The 20,422-nt window shown below is 31.9% G+C and carries 19 protein-coding genes; all 19 read left to right on the forward strand.

The annotated features are described in order from the left end of the window. Window positions 1-45 precede the first annotated feature (45 nt). Window positions 46-2,589 (forward strand): DNA gyrase subunit A, encoded by a 2,544-nt coding sequence (gene gyrA / locus DYA59_RS08585; protein ID WP_115271201.1) that lies wholly within the window; start codon window positions 46-48, stop codon window positions 2,587-2,589. A 35-nt stretch (window positions 2,590-2,624) separates the two neighbouring features. Next, a complete protein-coding gene (locus tag DYA59_RS08590) occupies window positions 2,625-3,392 on the forward strand; it encodes an adenine nucleotide alpha hydrolase family protein (protein WP_115271202.1) in 768 nt (255 codons plus the stop codon). A gap of 13 nt (window positions 3,393-3,405) precedes the next feature. Beyond that, a complete protein-coding gene (locus DYA59_RS08595; protein ID WP_115271203.1) occupies window positions 3,406-3,864 on the forward strand; it encodes a YfcE family phosphodiesterase in 459 nt (152 codons plus the stop codon). Window positions 3,865-3,905: 41 nt separating this feature from the next. Further along, the gene (gene pheS, locus DYA59_RS08600; protein WP_115271204.1) at window positions 3,906-4,922 is read left to right on the forward strand and encodes a phenylalanine--tRNA ligase subunit alpha; all 1,017 of its coding nucleotides are present in this window, start codon (window positions 3,906-3,908) and stop codon (window positions 4,920-4,922) included. Window positions 4,923-4,937: 15 nt separating this feature from the next. Next, complete coding sequence (gene pheT, locus DYA59_RS08605) at window positions 4,938-7,325, forward strand: phenylalanine--tRNA ligase subunit beta (protein WP_115271205.1); 2,388 nt, start codon at window positions 4,938-4,940, stop codon at window positions 7,323-7,325. A gap of 93 nt (window positions 7,326-7,418) precedes the next feature. Then, window positions 7,419-8,627, forward strand: a complete 1,209-nt coding sequence (locus tag DYA59_RS08610) for an L-serine ammonia-lyase (protein ID WP_115271206.1) — start codon at window positions 7,419-7,421, stop codon at window positions 8,625-8,627. A gap of 27 nt (window positions 8,628-8,654) precedes the next feature. Then, window positions 8,655-9,215, forward strand: coding sequence for an aminoacyl-tRNA hydrolase (gene pth, locus DYA59_RS08615; protein WP_115271207.1), 561 nt, complete (start codon window positions 8,655-8,657; stop codon window positions 9,213-9,215). A 92-nt stretch (window positions 9,216-9,307) separates the two neighbouring features. Then, complete coding sequence (gene rsxC / locus DYA59_RS08620) at window positions 9,308-10,618, forward strand: electron transport complex subunit RsxC (protein WP_115271208.1); 1,311 nt, start codon at window positions 9,308-9,310, stop codon at window positions 10,616-10,618. 45 nt (window positions 10,619-10,663) lie between these two features. Continuing rightward, the gene (locus DYA59_RS08625) at window positions 10,664-11,608 is read left to right on the forward strand and encodes an RnfABCDGE type electron transport complex subunit D (RefSeq protein WP_115271209.1); all 945 of its coding nucleotides are present in this window, start codon (window positions 10,664-10,666) and stop codon (window positions 11,606-11,608) included. After that, a complete protein-coding gene (locus tag DYA59_RS08630; protein WP_115271210.1) occupies window positions 11,598-12,128 on the forward strand; it encodes an RnfABCDGE type electron transport complex subunit G in 531 nt (176 codons plus the stop codon). The genes DYA59_RS08625 and DYA59_RS08630 overlap by 11 nt, the downstream gene beginning before the upstream one ends. Continuing rightward, window positions 12,128-12,736 carry an electron transport complex subunit RsxE gene (gene rsxE, locus DYA59_RS08635; RefSeq protein ID WP_115271211.1) on the forward strand — a complete coding sequence of 203 codons (609 nt, stop codon included), beginning with the start codon at window positions 12,128-12,130 and terminating at the stop codon, window positions 12,734-12,736. The genes DYA59_RS08630 and rsxE overlap by 1 nt, the downstream gene beginning before the upstream one ends. Window positions 12,737-12,738: 2 nt before the next feature. After that, the gene (gene rsxA, locus DYA59_RS08640) at window positions 12,739-13,323 is read left to right on the forward strand and encodes an electron transport complex subunit RsxA (protein ID WP_115271212.1); all 585 of its coding nucleotides are present in this window, start codon (window positions 12,739-12,741) and stop codon (window positions 13,321-13,323) included. Window positions 13,324-13,341: 18 nt separating this feature from the next. Beyond that, complete coding sequence (locus DYA59_RS08645) at window positions 13,342-14,328, forward strand: RnfABCDGE type electron transport complex subunit B (protein WP_115271213.1); 987 nt, start codon at window positions 13,342-13,344, stop codon at window positions 14,326-14,328. A 192-nt stretch (window positions 14,329-14,520) separates the two neighbouring features. Continuing rightward, window positions 14,521-14,817 (forward strand): hypothetical protein, encoded by a 297-nt coding sequence (locus tag DYA59_RS08650; protein ID WP_115271214.1) that lies wholly within the window; start codon window positions 14,521-14,523, stop codon window positions 14,815-14,817. 129 nt (window positions 14,818-14,946) lie between these two features. After that, a complete protein-coding gene (locus DYA59_RS08655) occupies window positions 14,947-16,038 on the forward strand; it encodes a patatin-like phospholipase family protein (protein WP_115271215.1) in 1,092 nt (363 codons plus the stop codon). Window positions 16,039-16,153: 115 nt separating this feature from the next. Then, window positions 16,154-17,182: an acyltransferase family protein gene (locus DYA59_RS08660; RefSeq protein ID WP_172606966.1), complete on the forward strand. Its 1,029-nt coding sequence runs from the start codon at window positions 16,154-16,156 to the stop codon at window positions 17,180-17,182. Between the two features lie 176 nt (window positions 17,183-17,358). Continuing rightward, window positions 17,359-19,500 (forward strand): polysaccharide biosynthesis protein, encoded by a 2,142-nt coding sequence (locus DYA59_RS08665; RefSeq protein WP_115271217.1) that lies wholly within the window; start codon window positions 17,359-17,361, stop codon window positions 19,498-19,500. Next, on the forward strand, window positions 19,500-19,721 hold the full coding sequence (locus DYA59_RS09615) for an LbetaH domain-containing protein (RefSeq protein WP_115271218.1): 222 nt from the start codon (window positions 19,500-19,502) through the stop codon (window positions 19,719-19,721). The genes DYA59_RS08665 and DYA59_RS09615 overlap by 1 nt, the downstream gene beginning before the upstream one ends. Window positions 19,722-19,736: 15 nt before the next feature. Further along, window positions 19,737-20,417 (forward strand): PIG-L deacetylase family protein, encoded by a 681-nt coding sequence (locus DYA59_RS08675; protein WP_115271220.1) that lies wholly within the window; start codon window positions 19,737-19,739, stop codon window positions 20,415-20,417. Window positions 20,418-20,422 lie beyond the last annotated feature (5 nt).

The raw sequence follows: 20,422 nt of genomic DNA on the forward strand, positions 1-20,422 counted from the left end.
AATTAAGAATAAGAGGAGGGGAAACTGCCTAGGCAGTATAATCGTATGTCAAATATAAATAATAGATACATAGAAGATGAAATGAAAGAGTCATACCTTGATTATTCAATGAGTGTTATAGTAAGTAGAGCTCTTCCTGATGTAAGGGATGGAATGAAACCTGTACATAGAAGAATATTATTTGCTATGAATGAACTTGGTATGAGTTTTGATAAACCATATAAAAAGTCAGCTAGAATCGTTGGAGAAGTACTAGGTAAATACCATCCACATGGGGATTCAGCTGTATATGGTACGATGGTAAGAATGGCTCAAGACTTTAACTACAGATATCCACTTATCTCAGGACATGGAAACTTTGGTTCTATAGATGGAGATTCAGCAGCAGCAATGAGATATACTGAGGCTAGAATGGCAAAGATAAGTAATGAGCTTTTAGAAGATATAGATAAAAATACAATAGATTTTAGAAAGAACTTTGATGACTCATTAGATGAGCCAACAGTATTGCCAGCAAAACTACCAAATCTATTACTAAATGGAGCTACTGGAATAGCTGTAGGAATGGCTACTAATATTCCACCTCATAATTTAGGAGAGATAGTAGATGGAACATTGGCTCTTATAGATAATCCAGAGCTTGCACCGTTAGATTTGATGGAATATATAAAGGGACCAGATTTTCCTACTGGTGGTATAATAGATGGAGATAAGGGTATAAAAGATGCCTATATGACTGGTAGAGGAAAAGTAAGAGTAAGAGGGAAAATTGAGATAGAAGAGTTGAAAAATGGAAAAATAAATATTATAATAAGAGAGATACCATACCAGTTAAATAAGGCAACTTTGATAGAGAAGATTGCAGAGTTGGTAAAAGATAAGAAGATAGTAGGAATCTCAGATTTAAGAGATGAATCAGATAGAGATGGAATAAGAGTTGTTATAGAGTTAAAAAAGGGAGAGGAACCAGAACTTATTCTAAATAAGCTGTACAAGTATACAGATCTACAAAGTACATTTGGAATTATAATGCTAGCTTTAGTTAATAATACGCCTAAGGTTCTTAACTTGAAACAAATTATAGAAGAGTATATAAAACATAGATTTGAAGTAATTACAAGAAGAACTGAATTTAATCTTGATAAAGCAGAGAAAAGAGCCCATATTTTACAAGGATATAGAATAGCTTTAAATAATATAGATAGAATAATAGAATTAGTTAGAGCAGCTACTGATGGAAATCAAGCTAGAGAGCAATTAATTGAAAAGTATGGATTTACGGATGTTCAAGCTAGAGCTATACTAGATATGAAGTTGCAAAGACTTACTGGACTTGAAAGAGATAAGGTAGAAGCTGAGTATCAGGAGATAGAAAAATATATAGGTGAATTAAAAGATATATTAGCCCATGATTCGAAGATATATGATATAATGAAAAATGAGCTTCAAGAGTTAAAAGATAAGTATAATGATGAGAGAAGAACTATTATAGAAAAAGAGAGAAAAGAGATCAGTCCAGAAGATTTAATAAAAGATGAAGAGGTAATACTCACTTTCACAAACAAGGGTTATGTCAAGAGAATGGAGCTAAGTAAATATAAAGCCCAAAGAAGAGGTGGAAAAGGAGTAGCTAGTCAAAATACAGTAGAAGATGATTTTGTAGAAAATATAGAGTCAGCTAGTAATTTAGATACCTTAATGGTATTTACAAATCAGGGAAGAGTATACAATATAAAAGTATATGAGATTCCAGAAACTTCAAAACAATCTAGAGGAAGATTGATAGGTAACATCATAAATCTTAAAGATGATGAGAAAATTAGAGCTATTATAAAAACTAGAGATTTCTCTAATGAAAATGAGGTAATTTTTGTAACTAAAGAGGGAATTGTAAAGAAAACAAATTTAAGTGAATTTAAAAATATCAACAGTTCTGGGTTAAAAGCAATTAAATTAAAAGAAAAAGATGATATAATATATGTAGGAATGATACAGGATATAGAAAAAGAGCAGCTACTTATAGCTACTGAGCGTGGATATTCAGTGAGATTTATCTGTGGGGAGATAAGAACTACAGGTAGAGATACTATGGGAGTAAAGGGGCTTACCTTAAGAGAAGGGGATACAGTAGTTTCAGCTCTTCTCATAAAAGATATAGAAAATAGTAGTATTTTGACTATTACAGAGAATGGTTATGGTAAAAGAACTAGAATAGATGAATATCCATTACAATCAAGAAGTGGTAAAGGAGTTATCAATTTGAGATGTAGTCCTAAGACTGGAGCTGTTGTTTCGGTTCTTACAGTATCAAATGGTGAACAGCTTATGGCGATTACATCTTCTGGAGTTATTATAAGAATAGCTGTTGAAGATATAGTACTTTATGGAAGAGCTACTCAAGGTGTCATTATCATGAAAGTAAATGGTAAAGATGAAAAAGTTGTTTCTATAACAAGGGTAAAATCTGAAGACAGTGAGGAAGAAGATATAGAGAAAGCAGAACAAGCAGCAACTATAGATGAGGAATTAACTTCAAAGGAGATAGAGAGCTCTGAGGAAGAGGAGTTAATAGAGGAGACTGTAGATTAATTAAAGTCTCATTTACAAAATATGAGGTGATATATATGAGAAGAGCATTGGTTTTATTTGGAAACGAGATTGAAAGAGGAAGCCTAGCAGATAGTGTGGTTTTCTTAGAGAAGCAATTAGGATTCAAAATATATCCTCTCTATGTAAGAGATATAGCAAGAGAGAAACTTATGTCAGCAACAGATGGACTTATGCTAGCTGGAAGAAGCCCTTTTATAAATCAAGGTTGGGAAGAGATAGAAAAAGTCGAGATCCAAGGAATAAAAGAGATGTTAAAAGAAAAAGGGATAAAGTCTGAATTGATAGTAGATATGGGTGATATTTCAGAAGTAGTCACTGAACAGATGAAAAAATGTGATTTATTAGTTATGGGAAAAAATGATATTTTAACTGAAAGAGAGATAAATTTATTAAAAGCTAACTATAAATCAATACTTTTAATAGGAGAAAAACCTCTTCAAGCTATTGAAAATGTATTGATAGGGAATGACAATGGTGTAAAGGTAAATAGAAGTTGTACACATTTTATGAATCTTTTCCCAGAGGTGAAGAGATTTTCATCTTTTGTTATAAATAAAGAGATAGAAGAAAATATGTTGGTTGAATATTTAGTAGGACATGAAAAAGATGTAGAGCATGAGGAGATTATCACAAATAACTATGAAGATGTAATAAAAAGAATCAACGAAGCTGATCTATTTATAATGGGAAATTTAAGCAAAAGTTATCTATTTGAAAAGGTAATAGGTAAAAATGGGATAAAATTATTAGAAAAAGGAAAGGTACCTATATTTATAGGATAGATTAGGGATAGAGATGAAAGTATTGGTAATTTCAGATTCACATCAGAAACTGGATACACTTATGAAAATATATGAAAAAGAAAGACCAGAAGTAGTAATCTGTGCAGGAGACCACAGTAGAGATGGAGAAGAGCTTTCTTTTATATATCCAGATTCTAAGTACTATATAGTGCGTGGAAATTGTGATATATTTGATAGAAGATATGATGATGAGATGTTAGTTGAGCTAGAGGGAATAAAGATCCTTCTAGCTCATGGTCATGAATACGGGGTAAAACGTAGCTATGCTTCGATAGAAAAAAGAGGATTGGAATTAGGATGTGATATTATTATTTTTGGTCATACACATATTCAGTACCTATCTTCTAAAAATGGTATTACTTTATTTAATCCAGGTTCCGTATATGGAAGAGAGTATGGTGTATTAGAGATAATTGAAAATAAATTTCAATTCTATCACAAAAGTATATAAATTTTTAAAATACATAAAGCCTTTTAAACTAGGGAGGGAAAATGGAAGAAAAGTTAGAGCAACTCAGAGAGACTGCTAGATTAAGTATTGATAAAACGAATTCTTCACAGGAATTAGAAGAGATAAGAATAAAACTACTCGGTAAAAAAAGTGAGTTAACAGAAATTTCCAAAGGGATAAAAAATCTTACACCGGAGGAGAAACCTGTCATAGGTCAACTAATAAATGAAGTAAGAGAGTATATCAATATAAAATTAAATGATAAAGCTAAGGATATAGAGACAAAAGAAAGAGAAGAAAGATTAGCTAATGAAGTTATTGATATAACTCTTCCAGGAAAAAGAAATGTATTGGGAACAACTCATCCAATTACAGAAACAATGGATTTTATGAAAAATATATTTGTAGAGATGGGATTTGATGTAGTTGATGGACCAGAGGTAGAGTTAGTAAAGTATAATTTTGATGCTTTAAATATTCCAGAAACTCATCCATCAAGAGACATAACAGATACTTTTTACATCAATGATGATGTAGTTTTAAGAACTCAAACATCACCAGTTCAGGTTAGATATATGCTAGAGAATAAACCACCATTTAGAATGATCTGTCCTGGTAAGGTATATAGACCTGATTATGATATATCTCATACACCTATGTTCCATCAAATGGAAGGACTTATGATAGGGAAAGATATATCTTTTGCTAACTTTAAAGCTATTTTAACAGAGTCATTAAAGAAAATGTTTGGTGACAGAGAAGTAAGATTTAGACCACATTTCTTCCCATTTACTGAACCATCAGCAGAGGTAGATATTCAATGTGCCGTATGTAAAGGAAAGGGATGTAGAATGTGTAAAGATAGCGGTTGGGTAGAGATAATGGGATGTGGAATGGTAGATCCAGAAGTACTAAAAGCTGTCGGTTATGATCCAGATGAAGTGAGTGGCTTTGCATTTGGAATGGGAATAGAGAGAGTGGCTATGTTAAGACATGGAATAAATGACTTGAGAGCTTTCTTTGAAAATGATGTAAGATTTTTAAAACAATTTAAGTAATTTTGGAGGAGAGTAATGTTAATTTCTTTAGATTGGCTAAAACAATATGTAGACATAAAAGAAAATATAGAAGAACTAGATAATGCCTTGACTATGATAGGACAAGAAGTTGAAGCCATTGATATCCAAGGAAAAGGGCTTGATAATGTAGTTATAGGACAGATTATAGAATATACAAAACATCCTAATTCAGATAAGTTAACACTTGTAAAAGTTGATATTGGAGAAGGAGAACCATTGCAAATAGTGTGTGGAGCTCCAAACCATAAATTAGGAGATAAGGTGGTAGTTGCAAAAATAGGTGCAGTATTACCTGGAGATTTTAAAATTAAAAAGAGTAAGATAAGAGATATTGAATCGTTTGGAATGTTATGTTCAGAAGTTGAATTAGGAATAGGAACAGATGGAGATGGAATAATAATCCTTCCAAAAACTGCTCCGATAGGAGAAGAGTATAGAAAATATGCAAATTTAGATGATATTATATTCGAGTTGGAGATAACTCCTAATAGACCAGATTGTCTATCTCATATAGGGATAGCAAGAGAAATAGCAGCTTATTATGGTAGAAAGGTAAAGTATCCTTCAGTAACTTATACAGAGGCTATAGATACTATTACTACGGTTGCGAAGGTAAATATTGATGATAAAGATAGATGTAAGAGGTACATGGGAAGAGTAATTAGGAATGTTACTATAGGTGAATCTCCAGAGTGGTTAAAAAAGAGAATAAGAGCTATGGGATTAAATCCTATAAATAATATAGTGGATATAACAAACTTCGTTATGTTCGAATATAATCAGCCTATGCATGCTTTTGATTTAGATAAATTAGCTAATAAAAGTATAAATGTAAGAGCTGCCTTACCTGGAGAGAAGATAACCACTTTAGATGGTATTGAAAGAGAGCTAAATGAAAGAGAGCTAGTGATAGCTGATGATGAGAAAGCTATTGCTATAGCAGGTATAATAGGTGGAATAGGAACGGAGATAACTTCTGAAACTAAAAATATATTCCTAGAAGTAGCATACTTTACACCAGAAAATATTAGAAAGACAGGAAGAAAATTAGGAATTTCTACAGATTCTTCATATAGAAATGAAAGAGGTATTGATATAGAAGGTATTTCAGATGCCAGTGAAAGAGCTGCAGCATTAATAGCTGAGATAGCTGGTGGTGAGATACTAGATGGAGCTATTGATAAATATATAGAAAAACCACAAAAGTATGAAATTCCATTAAGCTTAACAAAATTAAATAAATTTATAGGAAAAGAGCTCTCACCTGATATTGTAGGAAAAATTCTAAGTAATTTGGGACTTGGAATAAAGACACTTTCTCAAGATACACTACTTGTAATACCACCTACATATAGAGGAGATTTGACTAGAACAGCTGATATTTATGAAGAGATAATTAGAATGTATGGTTTTGAAAATATAGAGCCTATAATGCCAGTTGAAAATATTAAGGGAGGGAAAAAGGCAACTACCATAGAGCTAATAGACCATACTAAAAAAATCTTAAAAGAGATTGGACTTCAAGAGGTCATCAATTACTCTTTTGTTCCTAAAGATATAGAAAATATATTAGATATAAATGGGAGAGTTATTGATATAGAAAATCCATTGAGTGAGGACATGGCTGTACTAAGACCTACACTTATTTGGAGCATACTTACAAATATAAAAGATAATATGAATAGAAATCAGTTTAATCTAAGATTTTATGAAGTTTCAAAAGTATTTTTACCAGCTGAAGAGTTAGCTGATGAAAGTTTGAGAATTTGTATTGGAGTTGCAGGAAAACCAGAGAGAACATTGTGGAATCCAAAGCCAGAAGCATATGATTTTTATACTATAAAAGGGTATGTAGAAAAGTTAATGGAATACATAGGAATAGCTAAATACAAGTTAGAGAGAAGTTCAGACTTTAATTTTCATCCTGGAAGAAGTGCAGAGATAAAAATAGGAAATGATATAATTGGTGTATTTGGAGAGATACATCCAGATATACAAAAAAGTATGGGGATACAAAAAGAGAGACCATATATAGCAGAAATAGATTTAACTAAGTGTTTAAAATATATGAAGACTTCTACTAAATATGAAAAAATAATAAAATATCCAGAAGTTACTAGAGATTTAGCTATAGTTCTTCCAAAGGATGTTCTTGTAGGAAATATGATAGAAAATTTGAGAAAACTATCTCCTATAATAGAAAAAATAGAGATATTTGATATTTATGAAGGTGATAAGATAGGTACAGATAAAAAATCTATTGCTATTAGTATAGTACTTAGAAATAAAGAGAAAACTTTAGATGAAAAAGAGATAAATGAAGTCATAGAGAAAATACTTACAACTGTATCTAAGGATTATAATGGAGAGATAAGACAGTAGTCAGAATTGAAGAGTGGAAAAAGCTAAAAGAGAGTGATAGCTTTCTTCGCTCTTTTTTATTCAATAGAATCATAAAAAGTAAGGGAGGAAGAAATGGATACACTAAAAGAGTTATTTAAAATTGGAAATGGACCATCTAGTTCTCATACAATGGGACCTGAAAGAGCTGCAAAAAAATTTAAAGAGAAAAATTCAACTGCTGAAAGATTTGAAGTAGAATTATATGGCTCACTTGCACTTACAGGAAAGGGACATCTTACAGATTGGATAATAGTAGAAACTATGAAACCTACTCCGACTGATATTTTATGGAAACCAGAAGTAGTTCATAGATATCATACTAATGGAATGTTATTTAAAGCTTTTGACAAAGATAATAATCAAACAGATGAGTGGTTAGTATTCTCTGTTGGTGGTGGAACTATAATGGAGCACTATCAAGAGAGAAAAGGAGCTCAAGCTGTATATAAATTAAATTCTATGGCTGAGATAAAAAAGTGGTGTGAAGAAAACCAAAAAGAATTATGGGAATATGTAGTGGAAAGTGAAGGAAAAGAGATATTTGATTTTTTAAAAGAGATTTGGGAAGCTATGAAAGAATCTGTCGAAAGAGGAATTAATAAAACTGGAGTACTTCCTGGAACATTGAAATATCCTAGAAAAGCTTCAAATTTTTATAGAAAGGCTAGAAATAACCATGGTAGAGGTGGATTTTTAGGAAGAATATTTGCCTATACACTAGCTGTTTCAGAGGAAAACGGTGCTGGAGGAAAAGTTGTAACTGCTCCAACTTGTGGTGCTTGTGGAGTTGTACCTGGACTCTTATATGCTCTTAAAGAGGAGTATGACTTACAAGAGGAAGAGGTTTTAAAAAGTTTGGCAATAGCTGGGCTTATAGGAAACCTTATAAAAGAAAATGCTACAATATCAGGAGCAGAAGGAGGATGTCAGGCAGAAGTGGGATCAGCATGTTCAATGGCTGCAGCTATGGCATGTTTCTTACTTGGAGGATCATTAGCTCAGATAGAGTATGCAGCAGAGATGGCGTTAGAACACCATTTAGGACTTACTTGTGATCCAGTAGGTGGATATGTTCAAGTACCTTGTATAGAGAGAAATGCAGCTGCAGCAGCAAGAGCATTAGATGCAGCTGGATATAGCTTATACACAGATGGAAGTCATAGAGTTACATTTGATCAAGTTGTAAAAACTATGGGTGAGACAGGAAAAGACTTAAAAGAGGAGTATAAGGAGACTTCACTAGGTGGACTTGCAAAATTTACATTTAACGCTGAATGCTAAGTGGAATATTAAAAGGAGAATAGAGAAATGAAGTTGGTAGTAGGACTGGGAAATCCGGGAAGTAAATATGAAAAGACTAGACATAATGTGGGATTTGAAGTGATAAACTATCTTCAAAAGGAGCTTGGAATAACAAACGAGAAAGAGAAATTTCAAGGACTTATAAGTGAAAAGAGCATAGGTGGAGAGAAGGTACTTTTTCTAAAACCTCAGACATTCATGAATTTAAGTGGAAATTCAATAATAGAGGTCATAAATTTCTATAAGCTAAATCCAAAGACAGATTTAGTAGTAATCTATGATGACATGGATTTGCCAGTAGGAAGATTGAGAGTAAAAGAGAAAGGAAGTTCAGGTGGACACAATGGAATAAAGTCTATTATCTCTCATCTAGGAGATGAATTTTTACGTATAAAATGTGGGATAGGAAAACCTAAGGATAATACTATTGACTTTGTTTTAGGACAGTTTAGTAAAAGTGAACAAGAAGAGGTTACAATAATGATAGAAAATGCAAGTAAATGTGTAGTTGATATTATACAAGATGTTGAAATAGGAAAAATAATGCAGAAATATAACAAAAAGTGACAAATTTTTTTACAAAAAAGATTGAGAATTAGTGATAAATATGGTAAACTTAGTTTAGTAGTAGTTAACTTTAAATTGAAAGGAGATTTATTATGAAATTTTTTGGTTTCAGAGGAGGAGTTCATCCGCCTGAAAATAAGATTCAAACAGAAAATATGGCTGTTGAAGACTTAAAAGCACCAAAAATGTTGTATGTACCATTACTACAGCATATAGGTGCACCACTAGATCCACTTGTAGCCATTGGAGATAAGGTACTAAAAGGGCAAAAAATAGCAGATTCTCAAGGTTTTATGTCATCACCTATTCACTCTCCAGTAAGTGGAACAATCAAAAAAATAGAAGAACATGTATTTCCTTTGATGGGAAGAATGAAAACTATTATGATTGAAAATGATGAGCAAGATACTTGGGCGGAGTTATCAAAAATTGAGAATTGGGAAACAGCTGATAAAAAAGATCTATTAGCTATGATAAGAGAAAAGGGAATAGTAGGAATAGGAGGAGCAAGCTTTCCTACTCATATTAAACTGAATCCTCCGGCAGATACTAAAATTGATACGTTATTATTGAATGGAGCAGAGTGTGAACCGTATCTTAATTCAGATAATAGGCTTATGCTAGAGCATCCAGAAAAGATAATCAATGGTATAAAGATTATTAAAAAGATATTAGGTGTTGGAAGAGCAATAGTAGGTATTGAAGAAAATAAGCCTGAAGCGATAGCTTCTATGCAAAAAGCAGCAGAGGGAACAGGAATTCAGATAGTTCCATTAAAAACAAAATATCCTCAAGGGGGAGAAAAACAACTTATTAAAGCTGTTTTAGATAGACAGGTTCCATCGGGAAAACTTCCATCAGCAGTAGGTGTAGTAGTACAAAATACTGGGACAGCAGCAGCTATCTACGATGGTATTGTGAATGGAATTCCATTGATTGAAAAGGTAGTTACAGTTTCAGGAAAGGCGATAGCTAATCCAAAGAATTTAAAGGTAGCAATAGGAACACCTTTTGCTTATTTACTAGATTACTGTGGTGTGAATAGAGAAGTTGTAGATAAATTGGTAATGGGAGGACCTATGATGGGAATGGCTCAATTCTCAGAAGAGGCTCCAGTTATTAAAGGTACATCAGGGTTATTAGCTCTCACTAAAGAGGAGACAAATCCATATAAACCTAAACCATGTATAGGATGTGGAAAGTGTGTAGATGCATGTCCTATGAGTCTAGAACCGCTTATGTATGCAAGGCTTGCAGCATTTGAACAATGGGAAAAAATAGGTGAGTATAATTTAATGGATTGTATAGAGTGTGGTTCTTGTGCATATATTTGTCCTTCTAACAGGCCACTAACTGAAGCTATAAAAATAGGAAAATCAAAATTAAGAGCAATGAAAAAGTAAATTAAAGGATAATAACTATTGTTATTAGGTTATCAGGAGGGAAAAGTGACTAATATTTTGAAAATGGGGCCATCACCTCATATAAGAACGTCAGAAACAGTTGAAAAAGTAATGTATGATGTAATTATATCACTAATACCAGCATTTTTGTTTGCTATCTATGTATTTGGTATAAGAGCATTTATAGTAACAGCAGTATCTATACTTACTTGTATGGTTACTGAATATCTTTGTCAAAGAGTAATGGGGCAAGAGCCATCTATATTTGATGGAAGTGCTATTATTACTGGAATATTATTTTCATTTGTAATTCCAGTTATTATGCCATTACAATATGTAATTATAGGGTGTGTAGTATCTATTGGACTTGGAAAAATGGTATTTGGAGGACTTGGACACAATGTATTTAATCCAGCATTAGTAGGAAGAGCATTCGTACAAGCTTCTTGGCCAGTAGCAATAACTACATTTGCTTATGATGGAAAAGCTGGAGCTACAGTACTTGATGCTATGAAAAGAGGGATTCCTTTAAATGAATCTTTACTAGAGAGTGGAAATCAGTATGTTCAAGCTTTTATTGGAAGAATGGGAGGAAGTTTAGGAGAAACTTCAGCACTTGCATTATTAATAGGTGGAATTTATTTAATCTATAAAAAACAAGTAGATTGGAGAGTACCTGTTACAATAATTGCCACAGTATTTGTATTAACTTGGGCAATGGGTGGAGATCCACTAATGCACATACTTTCAGGGGGACTTTTCTTAGGAGCTTTCTATATGGCTACAGATATGGTTACAAGTCCTCATACTTCAAAGGGAAAAATTATATATTCATTACTTTTAGGACTTTTAATCTCTATGATTAGAATGAAAGGTGGATATCCAGAGGGAGTTGCATACTCTATCTTAATAATGAATGGAGTTGTACCTCTTATCAATAGATATACAAGACCTAAGAAATTTGGTGAGGTGAAAGCTAATGAAAAATAGATTTATACATTACGGATTAGTTCTATTAGTAATAGCTGCAATCTCAGCAGGAATATTAGGACTAGTTAATGATTTTACAAAGACAGTTATTGCACAAAATAATGAAAAAGCTCAAAATGAAGCTAAGAGACAAGTTTTAACTCAGGCTAATGAGTTTAAAGCTGAAGAAGCTGTGACATCAGAAGGGTTAGAGTTTGTACCTGGATATGATGCAAATGGAGCTAAGGTTGGATATGTAACAACTGTAGCACAACCAGGATATGCTGGAGATATAACATTTATCTTAGGAGTTACTTTAGATGGAAAGATCGCTGGAGTAAGAGTAACAAATCAATCTGAAACTCCTGGTCTAGGAGCTAAGGTAGCAGGAATAGAGTGGCAAGATCATTGGGTAGGAAAGGATTCAACTTATGAGTTCAATAAATCAGTAGATGCTTTTGCTGGTGCTACAATATCTCCGCAGGCTGTTTATACGGGGCTTATGAGAGCATTAAAAGCTTATAATGGGGTGAGTAAATAATGAAAACTAATTATGGAAAAATAATAATGTCTGGAATTTTTAAAGAAAACCCTATATTTGTGTTGTTTTTAGGACTATGTCCTACTCTTGGAGTTACAAGTTCAGCTATAAATGGACTTTCAATGGGAATTGCTGTTATTGCGGTTCTTGCTTGTTCAAATCTTTTGATTTCAGCATTTAAAAACTTTATACCATCACAGGTAAGAATCCCAGCGTATATTATGATAATTGCTTCATTGGTAACTATTGTACAGATGGTAATGGAGGCATATACTCCAGAGCTATATAAAGTGCTAGGATTATTTATTCCTCTTATTGTTGTTAACTGTATTGTACTTGGAAGAGCTGAAAGTTTTGCATCAAAAAATGGTGTGTTTGCGTCTTTCTTAGATGGAATTGGTTCAGGACTTGGATTTACTCTTTCGTTGACAGTATTAGGAGTGATTAGAGAAGTTTTAGGAAACGGGACTATATTTGGATTAAGAGTAACACCAGAATCATATTCACCTGCTTTAATATTCATATTAGCTCCAGGGGCATTTATAACTATTGCCTTTATAAAAGCTTTCCTTAACTATCTTGAAATGAAAAAGAGTAAGGAGGGATAATCGTGAGTTTTGGTAGTTTATTCGGTATAATTATTGGTTCAATATTTATAAATAACGTTATTTTTGCTAAGTTCTTAGGATGTTGTCCATTTATGGGAGTATCTAAAAAAGTTGATGCTTCTTTAGGAATGGGAATGGCTGTAACATTTGTTATAACTATTGCTTCTGCAGTTACTTGGCTTGTATATCATTTTTTATTAGCTCCATTTGGATTGGGATATCTTCAAACTATTGCTTTTATTTTGATAATCGCGGCATTAGTTCAATTTGTTGAAATGGCTATTGCTAAGACATCACCATCACTATATAAAGCATTAGGAGTTTTCCTACCACTTATTACTACAAACTGTGCAGTGCTAGGGGTTGCAATTATCAATATTCAAGAGGGATATAACTTCATTGAAACAATTGTAAATGGTTTTGCAGTTGCGGTAGGATTCTCATTAGCATTAGTTTTACTAGCTGGAATTAGAGAGAGAATAGAGTATTCAGCAATTCCAGCACCATTTAGAGGGATTCCAATTGCCTTTATCTGTGCAGGATTGCTTGCTATGGCATTTATGGGATTCAGTGGTATGCAAATTTAAAAATTATTGGAGGTTAATATGGAGGCAGTATTAATACCAGCTATTGTGTTGGGGGTAACAGGACTTGCTATGGGGTTATTCCTTGCGTTCGCGTCTATTAAGTTTGAGGTACAAGTAGACCCAAAAATAGAAGCAATTGGTGGGATTCTTCCGGGAGCAAACTGTGGAGGATGTGGATTTCCAGGATGTTCTGGATATGCAGCTGCAATAGTAGAAGAGGGAGTACCTATGTCACTATGTGCACCTGGTGGAGCATCTGTGGCAGCTAAAATTGGAGAGATTATGGGAGCATCTGTAGATGTTTCTTCTGAAAAAATAGTGGCTAGAGTATTATGTCAAGGTGATAATACTAGAACTACTAAGATATATGATTTCGAAGGAGAGTTACAAACTTGTGCAGCTATGACACTTTATGCTGGCGGAGATAAATCTTGTGCTTACTCATGTTTAGGTCATGGAGATTGTGAAAAAGTTTGTCCAGTAGATGCCATTAAAGTAAATAAAAGAGGTATAGCTGAGGTTGATGAAGATAAGTGTATCTCTTGTGGACTTTGTCAAAAAGCTTGTCCTAAGAGTGTAATAGCTATGTTACCAAAAAATAAAAAGGTAACTGTAACTTGTTCTTCTAAAGATAAGGGAGCAGTTGCTAAAAAAGCTTGTACTACGGCTTGTATAGGATGTGGAATCTGTGCTAAGAACTGTCCAGTAGATGCTATTACAGTTGAGAATAATTTAGCTAAGATAGATCCAGCTAAATGTATCTCTTGTGGAATCTGTGCTACTAAGTGTCCTACAAAAGCTATAGTTAGTGATATAGAGCCTAGAAAAGCTGAGATTATAGAAGATAACTGTATAGGATGTACAGCTTGTGCTAGAAAATGTCCAGTATCTGCTATTGAAGGAGCAGTAAAAGAAAAGCATCACGTAATTACTGACAAATGTGTAGGATGTGGAATTTGTTTTGATGCTTGTAAGTTTAAGGCAATAAAAATGAATGTTGTATAAAGTAAATTAATGTATAAAAGAAAGGGCAGGAAGAAATCCTACCCTTTTTATATTGAAGTAAAACTAGAAAAGATATTTTCCATTAATTAATAATAATTAAGATTAGTGCTCTGTTTAATAAAAAGAAAAAATAGTATTATATATGTATCCAAAGGAGGCCACCAAGGAAATAAATTAAGAGGGGGAATTATTATGTCAATACAAGCAACAGTACAAAAAGAAGTTGAAAAGATGCAAAATACTATTAAAAGAGAGGCAGCTATAGAAAATGAGGTGCAGAATTATACAGCTGTAATGGAACATATAGCAGAGATGAAGGAAGCTTCAGAGCCATTGCCAGAAGAGACAAATTTCACTAGTTATGATGAATGGCAAGCAGATGTAGAAAAGAAATTAAAATCTAAAAATTCATCTCTAGCTACAATAGAAAAATATAAAGAACTCATAGTTGCCTATCAGTATTACTTAGAGCAAAATCCTATAGAATAGGAAACAAAAGGGGAATGTTGTAGAACTACAGCATTCCCTTTAATCTTTTATCCCTCTGGTTTAATAACCCTATTTTCTATTCTCTCTTTTACTTGATATAGCTATTTTGATATAAAAGGAGGTGATAATATGAAAAGAAATGGATTAAAGATAGGCTTAGCACTATCTGGTGGTGGAATGAGGGCTATAATATTTCATCTAGGAGTATTAAAATATTTAGCTGAGAAAAAATTATTAGAAAATGTGGAATATGTATCTTCAGTATCAGGGGGAAGTATAACTCTAGCTCTTATGTATACGAACAATAATATGCATTGGGTAAGTAGTGATGAGTACATAGATAGAGTACTACCTAGTATAAGAAGAATGATATTGAGTGAGGATATAGAAAGACGATTTATATTGAGAAGTATAATAGATATACCACATATATTAGATACTAAGTGTAAGAAATTAGCTAATACTATGAAAATATTTTGGGGAATGAATGGAAAATTAGGAGAACTGCCTAAAAATCCTAGATGGGATATCAATGCTGTAACATATGAGACTGGAAAGAGATTCTTCTTTTCTCAGGAAAGATGTGGAGATAACAGAATTGGGTATTTTTATGGAGAGGAGTTGGATATAGCGGAAGCAGTTGCTGCATCAGCAGGATTTCCAATTTTAATAGGAATGTATGAATTAAAAAGAGATAATTTTGAATGGTTTGATAGATATGGAGAGAAGAAAATAGAACCAAGTAAGGGAAAACTTCACCTATGGGATGGAGGAATCTATGATAATCTTGGACTGGAGCCGATATTTCAGAGGATACTCAGAGAGGATGAAAAAGTGAATTACTATATAGTGAGTGATGCTGGGGCTGGTAGTAAGGAGTTTGTTGTATATAGGAAAATATTTGGAAGAGTCAGAGCTTTAAAAAGACTCTTAGATATTTCAATGGAGCAAGTTGATAGTCTCAATAGTAGATTTTATAAAGAGTATATTGAAAGAGAGAAAAATGGAGTATATATCAGAATAGGAGAGAGTGCTTTTGAAATATTAAAAGATAGAGAAATGGAGGAATGGAGAAAGTTAAAAAGAATAAATAATAGTTTGAGTATTAAGGAGTGTAGATGGGCAGAGTGTTATCCTACTAACCTTAAAAAACCTAAGGAAGAGGAGTTTGATAAGTTATTAAGGCATGGGTATGAGAGTATGTTATTAAAGAGTCTATAATATAAAGAAGTTTTTCTCTATCTCAATTTTTAAGACAGAGGGAAAAATTAAAAAAATTGAGCCTGTTATGACAAAAAAATATGCTAAAATCCTAAAAAATTTATGGGAGGTACAGATGTATTTAAACTATATTAATTATTTTAGAGGCTTTGCTATCTTGATGGTTGTATTAGGACATTTTCTATATTTTCCTGAGAGTACAGTAACAGAAAAGATAGTAAAAGCAGTTATAAAAGGTGGAACAAGCCCTTTCGTATTTATATCAGGCTTTCTATTTCATCACATATTCTATAGGAGAGGATTTGATTATAAAAAATTTATGAAAAATAAGTTTAAAAATGTACTTTTACCCTATACTATAGTAGTCATACCAGGCCTTATATATGTAGTTTCACAGCACAATTTAGATTCATATATATATGAAAAAAGTAAGGTTTTATATATAATACTATACTACCTATCTGGGAATGCTCTCACAGCAACTTGGTATATTCCATTTGCTATGTTATTGTTTTTAGCTTCACCTATATTTGTTAAATTTATCAATCTAAAGAATACTGAGCAAAAAGTAATAATATTTTTATTATTGATTATAAGCATGATAATTCAAAGACCTATAAGGGATCTAACTATCAATCTCTTTCAAGCTTTTATATATTTTTCACCATTTTACTGTTTAGGGATATATGTATCAATGAACAAGGAAAAAATAGGAAAGATATTAGAAAGAAATACATTAATTTTGGGAATTATATGGTTAATAACATTAATTTTTCAAGTTAAATATAATATCTTAGAGACAACACAAAAAAGTATCTTTGAAATAAAAGGAGTTGATTTAGTAGTCCCTGAAAAATTTTTTATCTGTCTTTTCTTTTTAGGACTTTTTATAAAATTAGAAAATTTAAATAATGCTTTAGGAGATGGAATAAAGAAAATTTTAAATCTATTAGCAGAGTGTAGCTTTGGAATATTTTTTATACATAATTATTTTATTTTACTATTCTGGGAAAAATATCATACTGGGATAGGGATATTGCAGAGCTTAACTTTAGGTATTGTAACAATTTTTTTATCAACATTGATAGTTTTACTCTTTAAAAAAGGACTTGGAAAAAATAGTAGGATATTGATTGGAAGTTAAGAGGATAGAAAACCTATTCTCTTAATTTTTGTATATTATCAATAATAATATTTTATGCATAAAGGATTATAAAAATGAACAAAAGCTAAATAAAATCTAATTTTAATTTTATACTATTGACTTTATTAAGAAAAGTAGTAAAATATAAAGGAACAAAAAAATTAGGGAGTATTTATATGAATATCAAAATTTTTTATTCAATATTATTGTTTATAGCTTACCAGATGATATTTATGTTTACAGGATTTAGTATGAATACAGCAGCATATGGACTTTTTGCCTTGCTACTGTTTTTTTATCATATAACCGACAATTTAGACTTTTCTAAAAAACCAAAAACACACTCTATTCTAGTAAATATTATAATTTTTGTAATATTTCTTTTCTTTTATAAAGATATATCTATTTTTATAGCATTTTTAGGATTTTCACTTATTCAAATGTTACTTTCAAAAATTTTTAAAAGGATGTACGAGAGGAGTAACAATCTCCCAGCATATAATTGGATAAATAAAAGGAATTTTGTAAAGGTATTTTTAGATATTTTAGGAGTAATTTTTTCTATAATTTTTGCTTTTATATTAAAATATGACTTCTTTGCTATACAGGAGTTAAGGATTGAGTATGTAGCAACTTACTTAGCTATATTTTTAATAGGATATATATACATAAAAATGAGTGATAAAAGCTGGAGTTATACTAATATACTGGATGTTCTAAACTTATTAGTTTTGAATTTAGTTACAGCGTTTGTATTCGTAATAGTTATGTTAATAAATAGAGATAGGAGTTTTCCTATAACAACAATAGTAATGATATATATATTATCAGTTTCAGTACAACTTTTGTGTAGATATATCTTTAGATTAAAAAAATATTATGGAAAACATAAGAAAAATGGTTCGAAACAAAAAAGAACAGTTATATATGGAGCTGGGGAAGCTGGAGCGATGTTAGCAAGAGAGTATCTATTAAACTCGAGTTTTCCATATGATTTAGTAGGTTTTATAGATGATGACTTCAAAAAAATAGGAACATCTATATATAACATTCCTGTATTAGGGAATAAAGAGAGCTTTGATAAGGTAATAAAGAATGAAAAAATAGAAGAGATCCTTATAGCTATTCCCTCAATGAATGGAACAGAATTGGGAAGAGTGGTAGATAAACTACAAGGAATTGAGAATATAAGTATAAAGACAGTACCTGCATTATCAGAGATGATAGAGAACAAGCCACTATCTAGTCAGATCAGAAGTGTAAGAATAGAAGACTTGTTAGGAAGAGATGAGATAGTAATAAATGATGGAAGTATTAGGGGAATTATAGAAAATAAAATAGTATTTGTAACTGGTGGAGCTGGAAGTATAGGTTCAGAGCTTTCAAGGCAGATAGCAAAATTTGATCCTAAAAAATTAGTAATTATAGATATAAATGAAAATGATACATATTTCTTAGAGCTAGAATTAAAAAGAAGATATCCTAATTTGAATTTGATATCGGAGATTTGTAATATTAGAGAAGAAGAGAAGGTGGATTTTTTATTTAATAAGTATAGACCAAATGTAGTATTCCATGCAGCAGCTCATAAGCATGTACCTCTCATGGAACATAATCCAGAAGAAGCTATAAAAAATAATATATTTGGAACTAAAAAGGTAGCAGAGTGTGCTGATAGATATGGGGTAGAGAGAATGGTACTTATCTCTACAGATAAGGCAGTAAACCCTACAAACTTAATGGGAGCAAGTAAAAGAGCTTGTGAATTAGTTATTGAACATATGAATAAGATATCTAAAAACACTAAGTTTATGGCTGTAAGATTTGGAAATGTATTAGGAAGTAATGGTTCGGTAATACCAATATTTAAAAAATTGATTGAGGAAGGAAAAAATCTAACACTAACTCATAGGGATATAACTAGATATTTTATGACTATACCAGAGGCAGCACAACTTGTAATAGAGGCTGGAAGCTTAGGTAATGGGGGAGAGATCTTTATACTGGATATGGGTAAACCAGTGAGAATATATGATCTAGCTAAGAGAATGATAAAACTATCAAATGCCAATGTAGGTATAGATGTGGTAGGTCTAAGACCGGGAGAAAAACTCTTTGAAGAGCTACTATATGATGTAAACTCAGCAGTTAAGACAGATAATAAGAAGATATTTATAACTAAGATAGAAGATGGAAATATAGATATTACTAAGTTCTTTATAAAACTTGAAGAGTGTATACATAACCCAGATGTAAGACATATAAAAGAGGTGATGAAGGAGTTGGTAGTGTCGTATAAGGAAGTGAAATATGACTAATGGAAGAAGTTGTATTAATAGGAACTATGGTAATTATTAATCCAGAAAGTAAAATAGGGAAATGTTCAATTATAAATACAGGAAGTATAATTGAACATAACTGTGAGATAGGGGATTATGCTCACTTATCTTATAGAGTCTTAGTGGGAAGTGAAAGTAAGATATCAGCTAACGTTATGGTAGATATGGGGAGAATATTAGAAAGAAGAAGTAGTGTATAGAAAGGAAGAGAAAGAATGTCATATTTAATAGTTTGTGCACATCCAGATGATGAAGTTTTAGGTGCTGGAGCAACAATGTATAAATTAGCTAGTGAGGGAAAAGAAGTAAATGTATGTATATTGTCAGGAAATGTAATGGCTCGTAAATTTAGACCTAGTGATGAAGAGTTAGAACAAGACACAAATACTAGTATGAGAATATTAAATGTTAATAAGTTTATTTGTGGAGAGTTTCCAAATATTCAATTGAATATAATTCCACACTTAGAGTTAGTTCAATTTATTGAAAAGGTAATTATAGAAACAAAAGCAGATGTAATAATAACACATCATCCTTCAGATCTAAATAATGATCATTTACATACATCTTTAGCTTGTCAAGCTGCAGTACGTTTATTTCAAAGAAGAAATGATGTAGCTCCAATAAAGGAATTTTTATTTATGGAAGTACCATCAGCTACTGAATGGACACTTAATAATGGTATGAATAAGTTTAATCCAAATTTATTTGTTGAAATAGGAAAAGAGGCACTTGAAAAAAAAATAGAAGCATTAAATAGTTATAGAGGAGTGATGAGAGATTATCCACACCCAAGAAGTAATGAGTTTATAGCAGGATTAGCAGGCTATAGAGGCGGACAAGCTGGATTATATTATGCTGAAGCTTTTGAAAGTGTTTTTAGAAGAGGATTTTAAGGGGG

The sequence above is a fragment of the Fusobacterium necrogenes genome (genome assembly GCF_900450765.1).
Classification (GTDB): domain Bacteria; phylum Fusobacteriota; class Fusobacteriia; order Fusobacteriales; family Fusobacteriaceae; genus Fusobacterium_A; species Fusobacterium_A necrogenes.